Here is a 19784-nt window from a genome sequence, read left to right on the forward strand (position 1 = left end):
AGAAAATGAGAAAAACCCGCCAAGATTATGAAAAGGCAGGACGCCTCGCGGAAAAATTTGCCGTGAATTATCTGCGGCTCAAAGGCTATAAAATCCTAGAGCAGCGCTATAAAACTCGCGAAGGCGAGATTGATATCATCGCCCGTCACAAAGACTGCCTCGTCATTGTCGAGGTCAAGCAACGCCAATCCCGCCTCGACGCCCATGAAAGCATCACCCGCGCCGCCGAGCACCGCATTGACGGCGCGGCAGATATTTATATCAGCGATAACGCGTTCGCGCAGGGCCTCGGCGTGCGCTTTGACGCGGTTTTCCTCATCGGGGCGAGCCCACTGCGCTGGAAAGTGGAGCATATCATCGACGCGTGGCGGCTGGAGTAGGTGTGGGCGAGGGGTTTGGCAGAGGTTTTGAGGGAGTGTGCTGGGCGGCAATAAACGCCCAAAAACGGCCGCTGGTAATGTTTTGGCAATGAGGCAGTTTTTGCCCAAAAATATGCCACTCGTTTCAGACTGCAATTATCCGAAGGTGGACAGCGGGCTTATCGGCGAACTTCATCATTTTAATCGATAAATTTATTGGGCGATGTTACTAGGTAGAATGAACACGACACAAATCGAAGGTAAGCTTGTGATAGTATCTGAAACGATCGGCGTTTCAGTATATGACTTTAATTTTGATTTATATTTTAGAACTAGTCACCCATACCGATTTAATGAGGAAAAACTGTGTGTCCTGAGACTTGGAGCGGTAGGCGATTATGAGGCCAAATATAAAGAAATGCTTGGTCACGGGCTTCGACTCGTAAATACACCCGAAGAGCATTTACGAGCAACAGAATTGGATAAATGGTATCCACTGATTGAGGATTTGACCCCTCGGTCTATGATTTTTGATTTGCTTCCAAACTCTGAAATAGTTGAAAAAAATTTCGATTGGCCGGTATTTATCAAGGGCTCGCGCCAAACTAGCAAGCATAGCGCAGCTCTCTCAATTGCAAAAAACCGCATTCAGTATGAAAAAATTAAGGCGTATTACCGCCAAGATGAGATTCTTCATTGGCAAAAGCCTGTAATTAGAGAGTTCGTTCCTCTCAAAAAAGTTGCGGGAGTAGTGCCACATCAAGTGCCAACGTCACTGGAATACCGCTCTTTTTGGTGGAATGGAAATTGCGTGGGTTGTGGCAGATATTGGTACCAAGTACCGATGTATTCAACACCTGATCTGAACAAAGGATTAGAGCTTGCGCGTGAGGCGGCCAAGAGAGTGGATGTGCCTTTCTTAGTTATAGATTTTGCCAAAACGAACGACGGCCAATGGATAGTGATTGAATGCAATGATGGCCAAGAATCTGGGTATACTGATATCATACCACAGATCTTATGGGCTGATGTCTTAGCAAAATTATAGCTAGTGCTCGTGTCCGTTTTGCCAACAAAGCTACCAAAACCGAGCGGCTTAAAATCGCTCCAAATAAGACACTAGCAAACGACCGCTAAGCGGGTGCCCCTCAACCGCCTTCCCAAAACTACCCCGCCCTCAAAACTCTCCAAAACCTTACCATCTTATCACAATCGTGTTTTGGTAACCTTTGTCTAACGATTGGGGGTTATGCGGGGGTTATGAAAAAATTAACCGTAAATCTCCTCGTCTCTGCCGCTCTTGGCTTATCTGTGACCGCGATGTCTGGCTGTGCCGTGACAACGGCGGGCGTTAAAAAGGGGGATGAGCGTAATTTCGTGCGGTCGCTCAATGACGTCAATGCTGGCCGCGCGATCAAAGCGCGCATGACCCGCGCGGCAGATTTCAAGCTTAAACATGTCGATGTCGAAGTCGCCGAAGGCATTGTTGTGCTGTCTGGGAATGTCCCCGACCAAGCAACCAAGATTGAGGCCGAGCGCATTGCCTGGTCCGCCCCGCGTGTCGATGAAGTCGGCAATGAAATTCAGATTAAAAACGGCCGTAGCTTTGTGCGCAGCACCAAAGACAGTGTCCTGACCAGTAGCGTGAAGACGCGTTTGCTCGCCGATAAATCGGTCAAAGGCCGCAATATTAATGTCGAGAGCCATGACGGGATCGTCTATTTGCTCGGCGTGGCCCGCACCCCGCAAGAGCTTGAACGCGCTGCCCGTATCGCCTCCACGACCAGCGGCGCGCGCGAAGTTGTCTCTTATATGAAGCTCGCCGATAATGCGCCCAACACGCCTGTGGGTTATAGTGCACCCGCTGTGCCCACACCAAATTACGACACAGGCAGCTATCAGCCACTCGTCGCGCCGCAAAACTATCAAAGCTACACCGCGCCGCAAGCGCCTGCGGCCTCTGCGGAAATTGGGTCGGCCCAAGCTGGGTCGGCAAACTCTGGACAGCCCCAATACCGCGCGCTGCCACAAGGTTTATCCGCCACGCCAAGCGCGCCTGCGCTCGGCCCTCAAACGCCGTATTACATTGATCCCGCGACAGGGGCGAAACTGCCCGTGCCTGATAATGCTATCCCCTTAGGGCCGACAGCCCCTGCCAAGATTGGTGATATGGGCGATCAGCTTGGCAAAGCCTTCCCGACGGATGACGCACTCGGCGCTTACCGTGGTGGGGCGGCAGGAGAAGCGGTCTCTATTATCGAGAGCGAGCCGTTTTATATCGACCCGGAAACAGGCAAAGAAATCCCTGTATCATTTATACAGGGGCGCTAGATTCTGGGACGCTAGATTCTGAGGCTTTAAAGAGGCATTATTACGATAATCGTATAATTTATAATACGTAATAGTTTATAGCCACCGTTCTTGTTGCGGGGCTTTCCAGCCAACTGTTATATCTGTGCCGTCCGTGATGACGGGACGCTTTATCAGGGTTGGATGGGTTATCATGAGGGTGACGGCCTTGGCCTCCGACATATCCGTTTTCTCGCTATCATCAAGCCCGCGCCATGTCGTCGAGCGCGTGTTCAGCAGCGCTTCCCAGCCCACAGAGGCCGCTATGTCTTTTAGCACAGCCTCACTCACCCCGTCGGCGCGCACATCAACCAACGTCAGATCATGACTGTTTAATAGGGCTTTAACCGCCTTGCGGCAGGTGTCGCAGGTTTTTAGATGGTACACAGTCAGCGTGGTCATGGGGTCAGTCTCTTTTGCTTGGTCTTTGTTGTCTCTAAAATGAAGTCCCGCATCAGGGTGTAAACCGCCTCTCGGCAGCTGTCATTGTGCATTTCATGTTCGACATTATCAAAGGCGTGAAACTGACACTGCTTCGCTTGGGCGGCAAAATCCATGGACGCCGTGACATCGGTAAGCCTGTCGTCCTGCGCATGCATGAGCAGCAGCGGAATATTCCAGTTAGACGCAGCTGCGCTGGCCGCCTGTCCCGCCTCGACCATACCGACGGCTAGTCGCGCGTTCATCGACCCATGGGTCAGCGGGTCATTGACATAGGCTGATTGCTCGGCGGGGAGGGTCGATATTTTTGTGCCGTCAATCGGTGATTTTATCACGAGGCCCGGCGCGATTTTAGACAGGCCACGCACCGCCATTTCCGCCAGCTTACCGGGCGGTGATTTCAACGCCAGTAGCGGCGCAGACGCAATGACACTATAGAGGTCATGGCCAACCTCAGGGCTGTCCAGTAAATGGTGCAGCACCAGCCCCCCGCCCATAGAATGACCGTAAAGCACATGCGGCACGCCTGAAAACCGCGCGCGCGTGGCTGTCAGTATCGCGTCCAAATCATCACGCAAGTCTTGGTAGCTATTCACACTGCCGCGCTTGCCGTCTGACTGCCCATGTCCGCGCAAGTCACCGCTGATCACGGCAATACCAGACATCGCTAGCACATCCGCCATGGCTTGATAGCGCGCAGAATGTTCGCCGAAACCGTGGATAAGGGTCATCACCGCTTTGGGATTATCTGGCGCGGCAAGGATAACGCCGTGCAGCGCTGTGCCGTCACGCGATGTCAGGGATAGCGTCTCCACGCTAGGCCTTAAATCCTGCAAAGCGTTTCACCGCTGTCCCGTAAGCCAGCAGCTCGACGCCGCTTGCTTTTGGTTGTTGGCCAATGGTGGAAAATTCAAAACGCACATTATAGACCGCGTCTGCGCCCATCGCGTCCGCTTGCTTTTTCAACCGCACCAGCGCTTCACGCCGTGCGCGCTCGACCAAGCTTTCATAGCTGCGCAGTCGTCCGCCAAAAATCATTTTCCAACTCGCCACGAAAAATTTGAAATAATCGACGGCAATCACGACATTGCCCGACACCAGCGCGCCGCCGGCTTGAAAGCTATCGGGTACGGTTTTGATGTTGCAATCCATGATATGGGACAGCGCGGCCTCGTCTGTTTCCAGTTGTTTATAGTGATTGCGTTCTTGCATGCGGCCGACAAAAAAGCCGAGCGCGAGGAGCGATATAAAGACAATTAAGCTGCCCATTATTCAACCACCACCGCTGTGCCGTAACAATAAAGCTCTGACGCGCCCGCCGTGACGGAACTGGTGGAAAAGCGTACATTGACCACCGCATTGGCCCCGCGTTGTTGCGCCTCGTCGAGCATACGGGTGACGGCTTCTTGGCGGGCATCATTCAGCAGTTCTGTATAGCCGCGCAGCTCCCCGCCGACGATATTCTTAAGTCCCGCCATAATATCGCGGCCCACATGTTTGGCCCGCACAGTGCTGCCTTGGACAAGGCCAATATGTTTAACAATCGGTCGCCCCGGCACGGTTTCCAGATTGGTCATTAAAATATTATACATAGCGCTCTCCTCTTAGCGCTTAATGTGGCGTGTGGCTGTGTCTAGCGCAAGATAATAAATCGTCTGGATGTAAGGGCCCCCATAGCAAAACACCGCCAAGGCTGGCGGTGTTTCATTTCGTTTTTAAATGTGTCTACTTCGGAATAAGGACCGAATTGACCACATGGACGACGCCATTTGATTGTTTCACATCGGCTTGTGATACTGTTGCCAAACGTCCTGATTCATCGGCGACTTTGACGTCACCGTCCATGACGTAAAAGGTTAGCGTGTCACCGGATACCGTTTGGGCTGCGTAGCTACCGCCATTATCGTTGACCATTTTGATGACGTCTGACGCCATAATCTTACCAGAGACGACATGGGCGGTGAGGACTTTTTGCAATTGCTCGCGGTTCTCGTCTTTCATCAACATGCCGATTGTGTCGCTATCGACCATTGAAAACGCTGTGTCTGTCGGTGCAAAGACCGTGAACGGACCATCGCTTGATAATGTATCAACCAGCTCCGCTTGTTTCACTGCGGCGACTAATGTTGTCAAATTGCTCGCACTTGATGCGTTTTGGACAATCGTTCTATTGGGATACATCATGGCGCCGCCGACCATGGGGCCTTTGGCGTCCATTTTGTCTTTAGACTTCATTTTATCCTTAGACGTCATGTCGTCCATGGAAGACTCATAGCTGTCGTCATCATTGACGCCGACTTTGTATTTATCGTCTAGGCCGTCAGTTGCATCACTATTGGTGGCGCTATAGCTATCGCTATCATTCACGCCAATTTTTTGGCTATCATCTAAATAGTTCGATGCGCAGCCTGTTGCCAAAATTGCAATCGCGGATACGGATAGGGTCTTAAAAATATGTGTCATGCTGTTCTCCATTAATTGGTTATAATGAAGAAACGGGGTCAAACCCCAATCGTTGCAAATTAATCCTTACAGATGAGTCATTATTGCGGTTACGCAGCGAATTTACTCCGAGCCGTCTTCTGCTTATGGCTCTTCATCTGGCCCCTCAACTGACCCTTCAGCTGGCCCCTCAACTGGCATTGTCGCAGACAACACAGGCACGGGGGCTTTGACCTCTATCGCGTCGCCTTTGGTCATTGTTTTAATGGCGCCTACGGGATCTGTGCGCGGCAATGTCGGCGCATTTGTCACAATCGGGGCGTCAGATAAGCTATCCATTAACGGCGCAGGCGGCAGGCTTGCGTTATTAGCCCCCGTGGCACAGCCACTTAACCCAAGTGGGGCCAGTGTCACGGCGGCAATGATTACGCCATGTTTGAAACGATTATCCATAGGAGTCTCTCCCGCAATAAAATCTCTATATTAAAAAGCTGTCTTGCTCCTGCGCCCAAGCTAGGCCAAAAGCAAGCCATAGACATCACTCATGGATTAAATAAATGACAGATAAATCGCCCAACGCCTTGCGTGTCGCTTTTCAAATGGATCCGATGGAAACCGTCGATATTGACGGCGATACCACCTTTGCCTTGGCCGAGGTGGCGGCTGCCCGCGGCATGGTGATGTGGGAATACGGCCCGCAGCATTTGTCATATAATGAGGGTCGCATAGAGGCCTATGCCCGCCCGATGACAGTGCGCCGGGAGCGTGGTAATCACGTGAGCTTCGGCCCGCGCGAGGTGATTAATCTGGCCACCGATATTGATGTTGTCTGGATGCGCCAAGACCCACCCTTTGACATGGCCTATATTACGGCTGCCCATCTATTAGAACGGCTGAAGGGTGATACGCTTGTGGTCAATGACCCTGAATGGGTGCGCTCCTGTCCTGAAAAAATCCTGCCGCTGGATTATCCGGACCTCATGCCCGCGACGCTGATTACGCGGGATCGCCGCGCGATAGATAATTTCCGCGCTCACCATAAAGACATCATCCTAAAGCCGCTTTTTGGGAACGGCGGCGCGGGTGTGTTTCGCGTGAAATCTGATGACAGTAATTATAGCAGCCTTCTTGAGATGTTCATGGAAAGCTCTCGCGAACCCGTCATTGCCCAAGCTTTTCTGCCCGATGTGTCCAAGGGTGATAAGCGTATCCTGATCATTGACGGCGTCCCTGTTGGCGCGATTAACCGCGTCCCGCAAAAGGGCGAAACACGCAGCAATATGCATGTCGGTGGCAAAGCTGTGCCGACAGAGCTGAATGATGATGATATGAAAATCTGCAACGCCATTGGCCCGATGTTAAAAGCGCGCGGGCAAATACTCGTGGGGATTGATGTCATTGGCGATAAAATGACAGAAATAAATATCACCAGCCCCACGGGCGTTCAGGAATTAAAACGCTTTTCCGGTGTCGACGCCGCCGCCCTCTGCTGGGACGCGATAGGGGCGAAGCTGGTCCCCTAAGCCTTAACCGAACCTCAAGAGACGCGGATAAAAGTAATATTGGAAAATCTCGCATCCCTTGCACATCCGTGGGTCTCGTGAGGTTTGGCGCGAGACACTATTATCCGTCCCCTTGTGGGGAGGGATAAGCTAGGGGCTGGGATAATGCTTATTGTTGTCACACCGCCGCGCACTTAAGGGCGCCCGGTGTCCATGCCGTGAACTTTCCTTCCGCGCCAAGCTGATTGTTAGCTGATAAAGCACGGCATGGATTCCGGGCCGCGCTTCACTTGGCAACGGAATGACTTAGCTTTTTGGTTTGGCGTGAGACGTTTTTATCCTCCCCTCCTCAATTTCTATGACACGCTTACCCTATGCGTGATTTGCTTAATCTCTTGCCGGGTCTGACGGCGATGTTTGCGGGCCTGATGGTCCGCCTTGATACTGTCGTCCGCGCGGGCGGCAATCCGTCAAAGCTGATCCGTACCATGCGCGTCCTTATTGCGCAGATGACCGATATTCGTGTGACAGTCTTTCAGCATGAGACAAAAAACGCCATGTTATCTGATCCTGCATGGCGTGCGCGGGTGATTGCAGACCTTGGAGGACGCGCGGCCCTTTACCGTTGGCAGGAAAAATCACGCGCGCCGATAAAAGATTATAGCGCGCATATATCCGTGTCGCGCAAGACACCCAGCCGCCCATTGGTGCCGAGCAAGCGCGCGTTTCGCCTGCCGCCCCTTGTGCGCGGTTATATGAGCCGCAAGGCCGTCGCCGACCGTGACTGGCGGCCCTATATGCCCGCGCCGCATATCTCGCCCTTTGATAGGCCGATTACCGTATCGCCAGAGGAGCTTTTGTCTCGGCGGGCGGCGCAGCCTGACGACGCGCTTAATGGCAACGGCCCTGCAGAAATAAAAGGGTGGCGTCACCCACCTGCTAGTCCAGACCCGCCTTAATATTAAAAGCTTTAGATGAATGACCTGCAGAGGGACCTTGCGGGACCAATGACAGTTGCGCCGTTAAGAGCTGATGATAAGACACATCACCATCGCGCTTAACGTGAGGGTCTATCGCGATAATCCGAGCCTTCCCCCCACACACCACCAACCAAAGTCCTAGCCAGCCTGCTGCCCCTCTGATACATCGCGGCCATGACTGATAAAAAACACTATATCAAAACGCCCAATAACGTGCCCTATGAGCCGAATTTGACGGAGGATTTTAAAAGCCGTCCGAAATTACCGGCCCCGACGCTGACACGGCTATATGCTGCGCGCGCGGTGCAACTGGTTATTCGCGACGGCGTGACATTAGAGGCCGCCTTTGATGGTCAGGCAGGATATAGTGATCTTGACCCGCGCGACCGGGCCTTTGCGCGTCTGATTGCGGCAACGGTCTTTCGCCGTTGGGGGCAAATTGGGGCGGTGTTAAAACCGATGTTAAAAGATAAACCGCCTGCCTTTATTATGTCGGTTTTGCAAACGGCTTGCGCGCAAATCCTGTTCCTTGATACGGGTCAACATGCGGCGGTGGGCGAGTCGGTCAATGTGGTCAAATCCAGTAGCAAGACACGCGGTTTTGCTGGGCTGGTCAATGCTGTGCTGCGCCGCGTGACCCGCGAAGGGCCAAAAATTGCGGCGACTATGGCGCCGTCGGAAAATTTTCCGCGCTGGCTGTCAAATAGCTGGACGAAAGCCTATGGCCGACAAGCCCTGCGTAAAATGGCGCTGCAGTTGATGAAAGACCCGCCGCTCGATATCTCCGTAGTCTCTGACACAGAAGGTTGGGCGGAAAAACTGGACGGGACGGTGTTGCCCACAGGCTCTATCCGCAAAGACCGTATTGGCAATGTCACTGAACTGCCTGGTTTTGAGACAGGGGCGTGGTGGGCGCAAGATATCGCCGCTAGCCTACCCGTGAAATTGCTCGCCCGCGCTTTGGGTGATGACGGATTGACGGGCAAGACAGTCCTCGACCTCTGCGCGGCACCCGGCGGGAAAACCATGCAGCTTTGCGCCATGGGGGCGGATGTGACCGCCGTGGATAAATCCGATAAACGCTTGGACCGTCTGCGTCAAAATTTGGAACGCACAGGCCAAAACGCGCAAATTGTGGTCGAGGATGTGAAAGATTTCATGCCAGAGGGTGCAGACCCAGACGCATATAATGGCCAGTTTGACGCTGTCTTGCTTGATGCGCCCTGTTCTGCAACGGGCACATTTCGCCGCCATCCTGATGTGCTTTTTAATAAATCGCACACCGATATTGGCAAATTAGGGTCGCTGCAAAACAAGCTGCTGTTGGCGGCGGCGCGCCATGTCAAACCCGGAGGGCATCTAATTTACTGTACGTGTTCGCTCCAAACCGAAGAAGGCGAAGCCCGAATCGCGCCTTTTTTAGCGGCGCGGTCTGATTTTCGCCTTAATCCGATATTAACCGAACCAGACTTGGATGATTTACAAGTGGTAACACAAGAAGGTTATGTCAGGTCTTTGCCGCATTATTTGCTCAAAAAGGGCGGTATGGACGGTTTTTTCATCGCCCGACTGCAACGGACAAAAGAAAATTAAGGTTTAAACGCTACGTTTACCTAATCTGGTCTAAATGTTGCACACCATGGTCGGACGTGTTTCAAAACGGGAGGCTCATATGAGCGCGAACTTATTATTAAAAAATTCAGCTATTCTAGCATTGTCAGTTGCTGGGCTGACACTTACGGCCTGTGCAAGCGGCCATAGCAGCGCACGCTACGGCGATGTGTCTGCTTATGAAGGTAACGGCAATTGCGGCGTCAATGCTTGCGGTGGTGCTTATGGTGCTGCTGCGGGTGCAGCGATGGGCGCAGGCGCAGCTTACGGCGCATCGGAAACTCGCTACGGCGGCGTTGTCGAACAAACTTATGCAACGGGTCCCGGCTACGCGCCGAGCATGCCCGTATCCCCTGGCGTTGTTTACGCTGATTGCTCACAAATGGGCGGCATGAACTGCGGCACATCATCTGTGCAAACATACCAAGCCCCAATGGCACCAACAGCCCCCGTTTATAGCGCACCAACATATTCAGGGTCGACATATTCATCGGGTTCCATGAGCGCAGGTACAGCGGATTGTCCAGCGGGCACATCGATGCAGTCTGACGGCACATGTATGCAGTCAAGCTACTCATCTAGCTCAAGCTACAGCGCGCCGAGCACAAGCTATTCAGGCTCGACCTATTCATCAGGTTCCATGAGCGCCAGCGCCGCTGATTGCCCCGCAGGCACATCCATGCAGTCTGACGGCACATGTATGCAGTCTGGTTCTAGCAGCTACTCTTCAGGGTCTAGCTACTCATCAGGGTCAACTTACTCAGGCTCTAGCTATGGTTCAACGACATCAACGACATCAATGTCGGGTGACATGGCCAATTGCCCAGCGGGTACGACAAAACAGTCTGACGGCACGTGCATGCAAGGCGGCAGCGCCTCTGCTTACACAGGTGGTACAGTGACCATGACAAATGACAGCACATATGGCGGTTATTCATCAGACGGCAGCTATACAGCCAAAAGCTACCTGCCAATCCGCAAGTAATTTTGATGATTAGTGGGGATGTCTCCCCGCCTTGGTCATATGATTTATCTTTAAACCTCGCCGCACATCTGCGGCGGGGTTTTTCATATGGAAGGGGGGTAGGTAAGGCTCTTGTGACTTGCCCTTAAACGGGGGGGCTGATATGGGGCTATATGCCCAACGACATCCTTATTTCGCCCTCTATTTTATCCGCTGATTTCGCGGCCCTTGGCCAAGCGGTCAGAGACATTGACTCCGCCGGTGCGGATATGATCCATGTCGATGTGATGGACGGTCACTATGTGCCCAATATCACCATTGGCCCGGCCGTGGTCAAAGCGCTGCGCCCACATAGCGCCAAGACCTTTGATGTGCATTTGATGATTACGCCCGCCGACCCAATGATTGGGGCCTTTGTCGATGCGGGCTCTGATATTATTACTGTGCATCCTGATGCTGGGCCGCATTTACACCGTACGCTGCAATCGATTAAAGCCCACGGAATAAAGGCGGGTGTTGCGCTTAACCCCGCCACATCACCGCGCGTTCTGGATCACGTGATGGATAGTCTGGATATGATTTTGGTCATGAGCGTCAACCCCGGTTTTGGCGGGCAGAGCTTTATTCCCAGCCAGCTTGCTAAGATTGCAGAACTGCGTGCCATGATAGACGCCACGGGTCGCGATATCATCCTAGAAGTCGACGGCGGCGTGAATCCGCAAACGGCGCAAGACTGTATCAAAGCGGGGGCGAATGCCTTGGTCGCGGGCAGTGCGGTGTTTAAAGGTGCCGGCACTTATTCAGAGAATATTGCGGCGCTTCGCGGCTCGCAAACCTAAGTTTGGGGCGGGCCGTGTCAAACCGCATACCGTTTTCGCGCTTAACATCGGCTGCCATGAGCCACCTTGTGCAAAGCGCGGGTGATACACTAGCTTCACCCTTCCGACCCATGAATATGAGCGTGGGCAAACCCCAAGTTTTTTTCGATGGTCGCCCCACATTAAAGCTAGGCGATAAAGCGCGCGGTCAAGCGGTACTGTCAGGACAATTTACGCGTTTTGGACAAAGCCTTGATATTGGCCGATCAGGTGATCCGTGGACCGTTGCCGCCCCCTCGCAGCGCTTTGCCGATTGGCTTCACCGCTTTTCTTGGATGGAGGATTTATGCGGCTTAACCGATAAATCTGCCCCTGTACGCGCGCGGTTTTTGATTGACCGTTGGATAGAGATATACGGCGATTACAATGCCTTTGCCTGGGACGTTGATATCACAGCGGAGCGATTATTTTACTGGTTGTCTTTGTGGTCACCCGCTCTGTCCACCGATAGCCTTGGGGACAAAGCTGCGTCGCGCCGCGCGGCGGCTTTGCGGCAGATGAAATATCTGCGCAAATATTATAAACGCACAACGCCCGGCCTGCCGCGCCTTCGCGCCGCGGTTAGTCTTGCGATTGGGGGACTGCGTTTACAAAGCAAGTCAGACGGATATTTGAACCGTGCGCTGGATTGGCTTGACGATGAAATAGAATTGCAAATTCTGCCTGACGGCGCTCACGTTAGCCGCTCTCCGGAACAGACATTGGCTGCTTTTGACATGCTGCGTGTGCTCGATGATTTGCTCGATGCCAAAGACGTCGCGCGTTCTAAAACTATGGGCCGCGCGATTGACCGCTTAGCGCCTATCATTGCGTTTTTTCAAGCAGGTGACGGCGGGCTGGTTTGTTTTAACGGCGCGGGTGAGGGGGATAAGAAACGCATTGCAAAAATTATCAAAGCCTCAAACTTAACCAACAAGCCTTTTGGCTATTGCCCGCATAGTGGCTATCAGCGGATTGCTCAAAACGGCACCGTTTTAATGATTGATAGCGGCTCTGATCCATCTGTCCCGTTTGACGGGCAGGCGCATTTATCGCCGCTCGCCTTTGAGCTCTCCACGGCTGAAGGGCGCCTGATTTCCAGCTGCGGTTGGTCATCTGAACAGCCGCAAAAATGGCACGCGCCCATGCGGGCAACCGCCGCCCATTCCACCCTCGTGCTAGACGATAGCTCCACGGGCCGCATTGTTGGCGGCGGGATGAAAGAAAGACTGTTCGGGGCGGTGATTGCAGATGGCGTCGGCCCTGTAAAAGCGCAACGCAAAGAACAAATTGACGGAATATGGGTTGTTGGCTCCCACGGGGGTTACCAGGCAGATTACGGACTGTCCCATCGCCGCAGGTTTTATATGTCGCCAGATGGTCATGACGTTCGCGGCGAGGATAGCCTTTATGTGCCGCTGGGCGCGACGCCTTTGCGGCGCGACGCAATCCCCTTTGCCATTCGCTTTCATCTACATCCGACTGTGAAAGTTACTCTCGCTCAGGATCAGAAAAGTGCGCTTCTCATTCAAGCCGGCAGTGTCGGTTGGCGGTTGCGCACAGACGGCGGGCCTTTGTCTATCGAGCCGTCTTTTTATCTGGGATATGGCACACGGCCTGTGAAAACAGAGCAGCTGGTGATACATGGGGCGGCCTTTGGTGACGGCGACGGGGAAACGCGGTCCAATCGTGTGCGTTGGTCATTGACCCGTTTGGAGGCGCGTAAATAATGTCTGTTACGCCGCTAAAATCCTTACGACCCAATGCCGTGTTCAGCCATGTGGTCATCACAATATTTGATGCGGCCTTGGCGGCTATATCTGTGTTTTTAGTCATGCGCTGGCGCTATGATTTTGAAAACCAAGATGTGCCTGTGATGATTGATGCCAAAGCGGCCCTCGTGTTTTTTGTTGTGACAATAGGTGTCTGGCTATCCATTCGCCAGTACCGCAGCATTTGGCGGTTTACATCACTGGATGACATCCGAAAACTGCTTGCGGGAACCGTGCTCGTGACATCTGTGGCCTCAATTATTTTATTTGTATTTTTTAATCAAAATATGGTGGTGCCGCGCTCCATCCCCTTTTTTGCAGGGCCGTTATTTTTTGGACTTTTGACCCTGTCGCGTATCATTACGCTGCTCATCCTTAATGGTGATTTGCGGGCTGTTTTTCGCGGCAAAGCCAAAGAGAAACCCCCCGCCATTCTGGTCGGCTCGGCCGGGTCACTGTCTAATTATTTGCGTGATTACAATCGCCGTTCGACAGGGCATGACCATCACATCGTTGGATTAATTGCCACTGATCACGGGCTTCGCGGACGCTCCATTCGCGGTGTGCCTGTGCTGGGCGGGCTGGATGCCATGGCCAGTGTTTATGACCGCTTGAAACAGCGCTATGAGGCTGGGTTGACGTTAATTGCAACGGATCAGTCACCTGATAAAATTGGGTCTTATGAACTTGTTAAACGGGCCTCTGATCTGGGCGCGCCGTTGGTGCGTGTGGGGCCAGGCGGCGGCTCGGGCCGCGGCCAAGCGCTGACCCGGTTTGAGGCTGCCGACCTTATCGGGCGTCAAGAACGCGGGCTTGATATTACCCCTGTGCGCAATTTTATCAAAAACCGCCGCGTATTAATTACGGGCGCGGGTGGCACGATTGGGTCCGAGTTGACCCGTCAAGTTGCTGCCCTGTCGCCCGCGAAACTCGTGCTCGTCGATGCATCGGAATATAATCTCTATGCCATCGATAAAGAATTAAAAGAGCTCTACACGGATGATAAATGGCAGACGTGGTCCGTGCGCCTTGGTGATATTTGCCACGCCAGCTTTATCAAGGAAGTGTTTGAACAAGAAGCCCCCGAAATTGTCCTACATGCGGCGGCGTTTAAACATGTACCGTTATCAGAGCTAAACCCCATAGAAACGCTGCACACCAATGTGGGCGGCACGAAAATCATCCTTGATTTATGCAAACAATTTGACGCCCATAGCTTCACATTAATCTCGACCGACAAAGCCGTCGCGCCCAGCAATATCATGGGGGCCAGCAAACGGATTGCGGAAATGATGACACTGGCCGAAGCCTCTGATCTAGGCAAAAATAAAATGCTTTCAGCCTGCGCGGTCCGGTTTGGTAATGTGCTGGCGTCGACCGGATCTGTAGTGCCGTTATTTGAAGAGCAAATCGCGCGCGGCGGCCCGGTGACTGTGACGGATCCCAAAGTGAACCGTTATTTCATGACAACGGGCGAGGCGGCAGCGCTGGTTCTGCAAGCAGCCGCACTGAACCAATCCCAACGCCAAGAGGTGCCCAGCATCTATGTTTTGGAAATGGGCGAGCCTGTCAATATTGCCCATCTTGCGCGGCAATTAATTCGTCTGCGCGGCCATGTGCCAGACCGCGATATAAAAATCGTTTTCACCGGATTGCGCCCGGGTGAAAAAGTGACCGAGACCCTGACGGGGCAAGCGGAGCATTTAGAAAATACCTATGTCGCAGGGGTGCAGCGATTCACAGGAAAAATTCACGACATCAAATCTGTGCGCGCCAAAATCGACACATTATTGGCCGCAACAGAAGCGCGCGACAGATCAAAGATTAAATCGGCCCTGTCAAAGCTGCTCACGGATTATACCCCCAATGGCGGCCTCTCAGACTGATGTGTTTCTGCCAGACTGATGTGTTTTGCAGACTGATGTGTTTCTGCCAGACTGATGTGTTTTGCAGACTGATGTGTTTTGCTGCTACGAAAGCCTTCCCCCGCATTGGGACTCATGTTACCTCGCGGTCAAATTTAATTAACGGAGCCCGCCATGCCAGCGCCAAATCCTGACCTTCCTGCCTTTGACCCCGCGCGGTTTAGCCCCGTAAAACGTGCCTTGATCTCTGTCTCTGATAAATCGCGGCTGATTGACCAAGCCAAAGCCCTGCATGAACGCGGCGTAAAACTTGTCTCGACAGGCGGCACGCACCGCGCGATTTCAGATGCGGGCATCCCCGTGAAAGATGTATCAGAGCTCACCAAATTTCCAGAAATGATGGATGGCCGTGTGAAAACTTTGCACCCGATGGTGCACGGCGGATTGCTCGGTGATCGTGACCTAAGCTCTCACAAAGACGCCATGCATGCCCACGGTATTCTCTCAATTGATTTGCTGGTCGTGAATTTATACCCCTTTGAAGCCGCTGTTGCGGGCGGCGGTAGCTACGAAATGTGTGTCGAAAATATCGACATTGGCGGCCCGGCGATGATACGGGCTGCGGCGAAAAATCATGCCCATGTGGCGGTCTGTACCGACGCCGATGATGTTGATGCGGTGCTGGCTGATATGGACGCCAATGGCGGGCAAACGTCGGGGGCGTTACGTCAGACACTAGCGGCAAAAACCTATGCGCGCTCTGCCAATTATGATGCCGCCATTGCCAATTGGTTCGCCGATCAATTGGGTGATGTTCCGACCTACCGCGCGCAATCGGGCACGCTGCGCCAGACCTTGCGATATGGTGAAAACCCGCATCAGACAGCGGCGTTTTACACAGACGGCTCTGACCGTCCCGGCGTGGCCACGGCCACACAACTCCAAGGCAAAGAGCTGTCTTATAACAACATCAATGACACGGACGCGGCCTATGAACTGGTCGCGGAATTTGGCCGTAACTGCTCCACATTACCAGGGGGGGGCGCGAAACCCGCTGTCGCGATTATCAAACACGCCAATCCCTGCGGCGTGGCTGTGGCAGATGATTTTGTTACCGCCTATAAAAATGCGCTCGCCTGTGACCCTGTCTCAGCCTTTGGTGGGATTGTTGCGCTGAACGGACGTCTGGACAAAGCCACCGCGGCTGAGATTTTGAAAGTGTTTACAGAGGTGGTCATCGCGCCGTCTGCTGATGATGACGCTATTGCGTTATTTTCTAAAAAGAAAAATATCCGCCTTTTGATTGTTGGCGATTTGCCCAATCCCAACGCGCCGAGCCTGACCCAACGAAATGTTGCGGGCGGCATTTTGGTGCAAGACCGCGATAACGGCGCGGTGGCCGATGACGATTTAAAAGTCGTCACAAAACGCGCGCCAACAGAGACGGAAATGGCAGATCTGCGCATGGCTTGGAAAGTCGCCAAGCACGTCAAATCCAACGCGATTATTTATGTCAAAGACGGCGCAACCGCTGGCATCGGGGCGGGCCAAATGAGCCGTATCGACAGCGCCCGCATCGCTGCCCGCAAGGCTGAAGATGCGCAAAAATCTGCGGGCTGGGACGCGCCCAAAACACAAGGCTGCGCCTGCGCTTCTGATGCGTTTTTCCCCTTTGCCGACGGTATGCTCGCCGCCGCCAGCGCGGGCGCCACATGCGTCATCCAACCTGGCGGCTCCATCCGCGACGACGAAGTCATAGCCGCCGCCGACGAACAAGGCCTAGCGATGGTGTTCACGGGGATGCGGCATTTTAGGCACTGATTTTTAGAATTGATACAGGGTATAAATTGTAGCCGATTAAGTTTCTAGCTAAATAACTGCGCCAGTGAATTAAATTAGTTATTGGGAGTCAAATCCCAGTCTTTATTTCTAACCCTACCAAGTCCGTGAAAACTTCTTAAATTCTCAAGATAATCCTGAGCATCTTTGTTTTCTTTAGTAAGCCGATCTAAAGAATCCCAATCGACAGATTTACGTTCCTTTGCTGGGATCATAATAATGCTATCTGACGGGTTGGTTCTGTCTAGATTTATATAACCGATTCCATGAGAGGCGCACAACATACGCAACTCTGGCAAAGCTTTACTATCAAGTTTAGCCGCAACAAGATAAGCAAAATTAGCCCAAGAGGAATTGCTCAAAGTCTGAAAAAAACACTCACGAACGTTTGCACGATTGATTTTTTTCTTTATCTCAAAAGAAAACAGCTTCATTTGCCGGGCGCCAACAGTTCTAGCTAACTCCTTTGTTTCGCTATGCCAACCATCCATAAGATTGACTGCACCCACTATGTCGGGAAAGAGCCAGTGATTTCCTCTTTTTCCATGTTTGTTGGAACTTCGTCGCTCATCAATTCTCATTGCATAACAGTCCAATTCTTCAAAAACAAACTTTCCTAAGACTGGATATAGGTCATGCTCATGATAGCTACTTTCGGCAGAATCTTTTAGTGTTGTTTCGTTAGGAAATACCTCTTCTTCATCTGAAACAGTGGAGTAGTAAAATAAACGAGGTCGCGTTTCGACTGTTTTAATTGTTGGGTATTTCACCAATATTCTTTTCCAATTAGCGCCAATTTCGGCAACGAGTTGCGTTAATAATTCTTCTTCTGTATTTACTGATTTGCTTCTAGCTAATTTTGCAGAGGTTTCATCGGGAAATTGATTTCGAATGGCTGAAGAAATTTCACGCGCTGTCATCTCAGTATCTGGTAATTGTGAAAGTATGTCCCATACTTTCTTTTTTAAATCTAATTTTGCCATGGTCTACACCTCTCCCAATCCCCATCCACCTTTACCCGTTACTTTCCGCAACACCAAATACACGACCAATCCCACAGGCCCGAACATAAAGGTCAGGAGCAGGCACGGGATGAGCAGCCAATGACTAAACCCTTTGCGCCGTGCGTCGCGGGCTTCCCAGGCACCGACGAATAAATCAAAGATGAGGAAATGCGCCCATCCGACAACGACGCCCATGTCGGAGGCAAAGATTTGGCGCACGCCCGCGATCGTGGTGAACCCCGCACCGTCTGCGCCCATACCAAAAAACATCGTCGCGATAAGCCCCGCAATATAGATCCCGCCAAGCAGCAGCGGATAAAACATAGAATGCACAATTGCGGCGGTACCCCGCCAATTTGGCGCCAAGATGAGCAACGCCCATGCTGGCATAACGGATAGGTTTACAGCGCTAAATAATGTTTCAATTGTCATAATGTCCCCTGTGCACAGATTGACTATGGGCGCATGAAAAGGATTTGTTAACCATAATTTTTGGAACGAAGCGCAGGGTCAGCCGTAATAATTACAACAAAAACATGGAAGGAGTCCAAAATGAGCCATTTTAAAACCGCTACAATCGTCGTCGCCTCGGGCCTCGCTATATTTGCAACCAAAGCCCATGCGCAAGACACGCAAGAAACTCAAAATACAGAACAGGCTGTGACAACTACAATCAATGACGCCACTGACACGCAAACAGATCGTATGGTTCGCGTTGTCGCTCCGGACGGCACAGTGTTTTATAACCGTTACATGCCAATTGATGAGTTGACCCCTGTTGAAACGGATTTCGAAACAGTAGACCGTGTCGATGTTATCTATGACGGTCGCCGCTATACCAACCGTATTGTGAAAGCTTCGTCATAAACAGCATTAGCCACATTTAGGCCGCAATTGGGGCAGAATCTTAGACCCAAGTTGAGACTGAACATTGTCACAGGAGTTTGACATGACACGCATAATTTTAATGACCGCCGCCAGCGCGCTTATGCTTGGGGCTTGCACGACGACAGGTAATACAGAACGCAACGCCGCCATCGGCGCAGGGCTTGGGGCTTTGACGGGGGCGGTGATTGGCAACAACGTCGGCTCTGGCGACGGTGAAACAGGCGCAATTATTGGCGGCGTGATTGGTGCCGCAGGCGGAGCCTATACAGGTCGCCAACAAGACCAAAATATGGGCGAGCGCACACAAATCCGCCGCGGTGCTAATGGTGAGCCATTAGAATATGATAGCTACGCTGGGCGGTATTATTTCCGCGATACCGCGACGAACCGTACTTATTGGCAAAATGGGCAACTGCGCACGCGCTAGATTTTCTGACATAAAATTATAAAGGTAGCTTTGAATTTATTTCAGGGCTGCCTTTTTTATTTGGGAAAATGACTTTTACGTCTATCAAGGGATATGACAGATTTTCCGTTTGAGCGTTCGTCCACTGTTTTTGCCGCTGGCGCCTTATTGCAAGTGCGCGTTTACGGCGTTGTTAAACACTTTGGTATTGCGACGGGATACGGCACCGTTATTCATACCAGCGCGCGATTTGGTCGGGTCGAAGAAACCGATGTCGCGGCCTTTTCCGGCGGACGACCCATCACGCAAATCCATTACGCCCATAACCATTCCGGCACAGAACTTGTTGCCCGCGCACGCTCTAAAAAAGGGATGCGCTATAATGTGCTAATTAATAATTGCGAGCATTTTGTGAATTGGGTTTTGACGGGTAAAGGGCGCTCAAGGCAACTGGGCCCTGTTGACCCCCGCCAATTGAAACGGGACTAATGATGCGGATTTAGTG

General features: G+C 52.3%; 22 protein-coding genes. 14 read left to right on the forward strand and 8 right to left on the reverse strand.

Annotation, left to right across the window (positions count from 1 at the left end; genetic code table 11):
• Positions 1–5: 5 nt before the first annotated feature.
• The 3 genes from AB6B37_RS15330 (at position 6) to AB6B37_RS15340 (ending at position 2690) form a co-directional block, all read left to right on the forward strand.
• Positions 6–380, forward strand: a complete 375-nt coding sequence (locus AB6B37_RS15330; protein WP_371396724.1) for a YraN family protein — start codon at positions 6–8, stop codon at positions 378–380.
• A gap of 217 nt (positions 381–597) precedes the next feature.
• Positions 598–1407 carry an ATP-grasp domain-containing protein gene (locus AB6B37_RS15335; protein ID WP_371396725.1) on the forward strand — a complete coding sequence of 270 codons (810 nt, stop codon included), beginning with the start codon at positions 598–600 and terminating at the stop codon, positions 1405–1407.
• A 212-nt stretch (positions 1408–1619) separates the two neighbouring features.
• Positions 1620–2690: a BON domain-containing protein gene (locus AB6B37_RS15340; RefSeq protein ID WP_371396726.1), complete on the forward strand. Its 1071-nt coding sequence runs from the start codon at positions 1620–1622 to the stop codon at positions 2688–2690.
• A 75-nt stretch (positions 2691–2765) separates the two neighbouring features.
• Here AB6B37_RS15340 and AB6B37_RS15345 read toward each other — a convergent pair whose 3' ends face one another.
• From AB6B37_RS15345 to AB6B37_RS15370, 6 genes are all read right to left on the reverse strand, one after another.
• Positions 2766–3110 (reverse strand): ArsC/Spx/MgsR family protein, encoded by a 345-nt coding sequence (locus AB6B37_RS15345; protein WP_371396727.1) that lies wholly within the window; start codon positions 3108–3110, stop codon positions 2766–2768.
• Complete coding sequence (locus AB6B37_RS15350) at positions 3107–3964, reverse strand: lysophospholipase (RefSeq protein ID WP_371396728.1); 858 nt, start codon at positions 3962–3964, stop codon at positions 3107–3109. Before AB6B37_RS15350 ends, AB6B37_RS15345 begins: the two co-directional genes overlap by 4 nt.
• 1 nt (position 3965) lies before the next feature.
• Entirely contained in the window at positions 3966–4418 is a 453-nt protein-coding gene (locus AB6B37_RS15355; protein ID WP_371396729.1) for a YbjQ family protein, read from the reverse strand.
• Positions 4418–4741, reverse strand: coding sequence for a YbjQ family protein (locus AB6B37_RS15360; RefSeq protein ID WP_371396730.1), 324 nt, complete (start codon positions 4739–4741; stop codon positions 4418–4420). Before AB6B37_RS15360 ends, AB6B37_RS15355 begins: the two co-directional genes overlap by 1 nt.
• 133 nt (positions 4742–4874) lie before the next feature.
• Positions 4875–5612 carry a fasciclin domain-containing protein gene (locus AB6B37_RS15365; protein ID WP_371396731.1) on the reverse strand — a complete coding sequence of 246 codons (738 nt, stop codon included), beginning with the start codon at positions 5610–5612 and terminating at the stop codon, positions 4875–4877.
• A gap of 123 nt (positions 5613–5735) precedes the next feature.
• Positions 5736–6044: a hypothetical protein gene (locus tag AB6B37_RS15370; RefSeq protein WP_371396732.1), complete on the reverse strand. Its 309-nt coding sequence runs from the start codon at positions 6042–6044 to the stop codon at positions 5736–5738.
• A 104-nt stretch (positions 6045–6148) separates the two neighbouring features.
• On the opposite strand from AB6B37_RS15370, the gene gshB reads away from it, so the two are divergent.
• The 8 genes from gshB (at position 6149) to purH (ending at position 16963) form a co-directional block, all read left to right on the forward strand.
• A complete protein-coding gene (gene gshB, locus AB6B37_RS15375; RefSeq protein ID WP_371396733.1) occupies positions 6149–7114 on the forward strand; it encodes a glutathione synthase in 966 nt (321 codons plus the stop codon).
• Between the two features lie 353 nt (positions 7115–7467).
• Positions 7468–8052 carry a hypothetical protein gene (locus tag AB6B37_RS15380; RefSeq protein WP_371396734.1) on the forward strand — a complete coding sequence of 195 codons (585 nt, stop codon included), beginning with the start codon at positions 7468–7470 and terminating at the stop codon, positions 8050–8052.
• Positions 8053–8247: 195 nt separating this feature from the next.
• Positions 8248–9666 carry an RsmB/NOP family class I SAM-dependent RNA methyltransferase gene (locus tag AB6B37_RS15385; protein ID WP_371396735.1) on the forward strand — a complete coding sequence of 473 codons (1419 nt, stop codon included), beginning with the start codon at positions 8248–8250 and terminating at the stop codon, positions 9664–9666.
• Between the two features lie 79 nt (positions 9667–9745).
• Entirely contained in the window at positions 9746–10669 is a 924-nt protein-coding gene (locus tag AB6B37_RS15390; protein ID WP_371396736.1) for a hypothetical protein, read from the forward strand.
• A gap of 152 nt (positions 10670–10821) precedes the next feature.
• On the forward strand, positions 10822–11487 hold the full coding sequence (gene rpe, locus AB6B37_RS15395) for a ribulose-phosphate 3-epimerase (protein ID WP_371396737.1): 666 nt from the start codon (positions 10822–10824) through the stop codon (positions 11485–11487).
• A 14-nt stretch (positions 11488–11501) separates the two neighbouring features.
• Positions 11502–13235, forward strand: a complete 1734-nt coding sequence (locus AB6B37_RS15400) for a heparinase II/III family protein (RefSeq protein ID WP_371396738.1) — start codon at positions 11502–11504, stop codon at positions 13233–13235.
• Positions 13235–15163: a polysaccharide biosynthesis protein gene (locus AB6B37_RS15405; protein WP_371396739.1), complete on the forward strand. Its 1929-nt coding sequence runs from the start codon at positions 13235–13237 to the stop codon at positions 15161–15163. The genes AB6B37_RS15400 and AB6B37_RS15405 overlap by 1 nt, the downstream gene beginning before the upstream one ends.
• Before the next feature lie 153 nt (positions 15164–15316).
• Positions 15317–16963, forward strand: coding sequence for a bifunctional phosphoribosylaminoimidazolecarboxamide formyltransferase/IMP cyclohydrolase (gene purH, locus AB6B37_RS15410; RefSeq protein WP_371396741.1), 1647 nt, complete (start codon positions 15317–15319; stop codon positions 16961–16963).
• A 74-nt stretch (positions 16964–17037) separates the two neighbouring features.
• Here the strand turns inward: purH and AB6B37_RS15415 are convergent, their stop codons facing one another.
• Both AB6B37_RS15415 and AB6B37_RS15420 read right to left on the reverse strand, forming a co-directional pair.
• Entirely contained in the window at positions 17038–17964 is a 927-nt protein-coding gene (locus tag AB6B37_RS15415; protein ID WP_371396742.1) for an HrgA protein, read from the reverse strand.
• A 3-nt stretch (positions 17965–17967) separates the two neighbouring features.
• Positions 17968–18417 (reverse strand): ABA4-like family protein, encoded by a 450-nt coding sequence (locus AB6B37_RS15420; RefSeq protein ID WP_371396743.1) that lies wholly within the window; start codon positions 18415–18417, stop codon positions 17968–17970.
• Positions 18418–18537: 120 nt separating this feature from the next.
• Here AB6B37_RS15420 and AB6B37_RS15425 point away from each other — a divergent pair, with 120 nt between their 5' ends.
• The 3 genes from AB6B37_RS15425 (at position 18538) to AB6B37_RS15435 (ending at position 19768) form a co-directional block, all read left to right on the forward strand.
• Positions 18538–18852 carry a hypothetical protein gene (locus AB6B37_RS15425; RefSeq protein ID WP_371396744.1) on the forward strand — a complete coding sequence of 105 codons (315 nt, stop codon included), beginning with the start codon at positions 18538–18540 and terminating at the stop codon, positions 18850–18852.
• An 82-nt stretch (positions 18853–18934) separates the two neighbouring features.
• The gene (locus tag AB6B37_RS15430; RefSeq protein ID WP_371396745.1) at positions 18935–19300 is read left to right on the forward strand and encodes a glycine zipper domain-containing protein; all 366 of its coding nucleotides are present in this window, start codon (positions 18935–18937) and stop codon (positions 19298–19300) included.
• Positions 19301–19393: 93 nt separating this feature from the next.
• Entirely contained in the window at positions 19394–19768 is a 375-nt protein-coding gene (locus AB6B37_RS15435; protein ID WP_371396746.1) for a lecithin retinol acyltransferase family protein, read from the forward strand.
• Positions 19769–19784 lie beyond the last annotated feature (16 nt).

This window comes from Fretibacter rubidus (assembly GCF_041429785.1).
GTDB lineage: Bacteria > Pseudomonadota > Alphaproteobacteria > Caulobacterales > Maricaulaceae > Fretibacter > Fretibacter rubidus.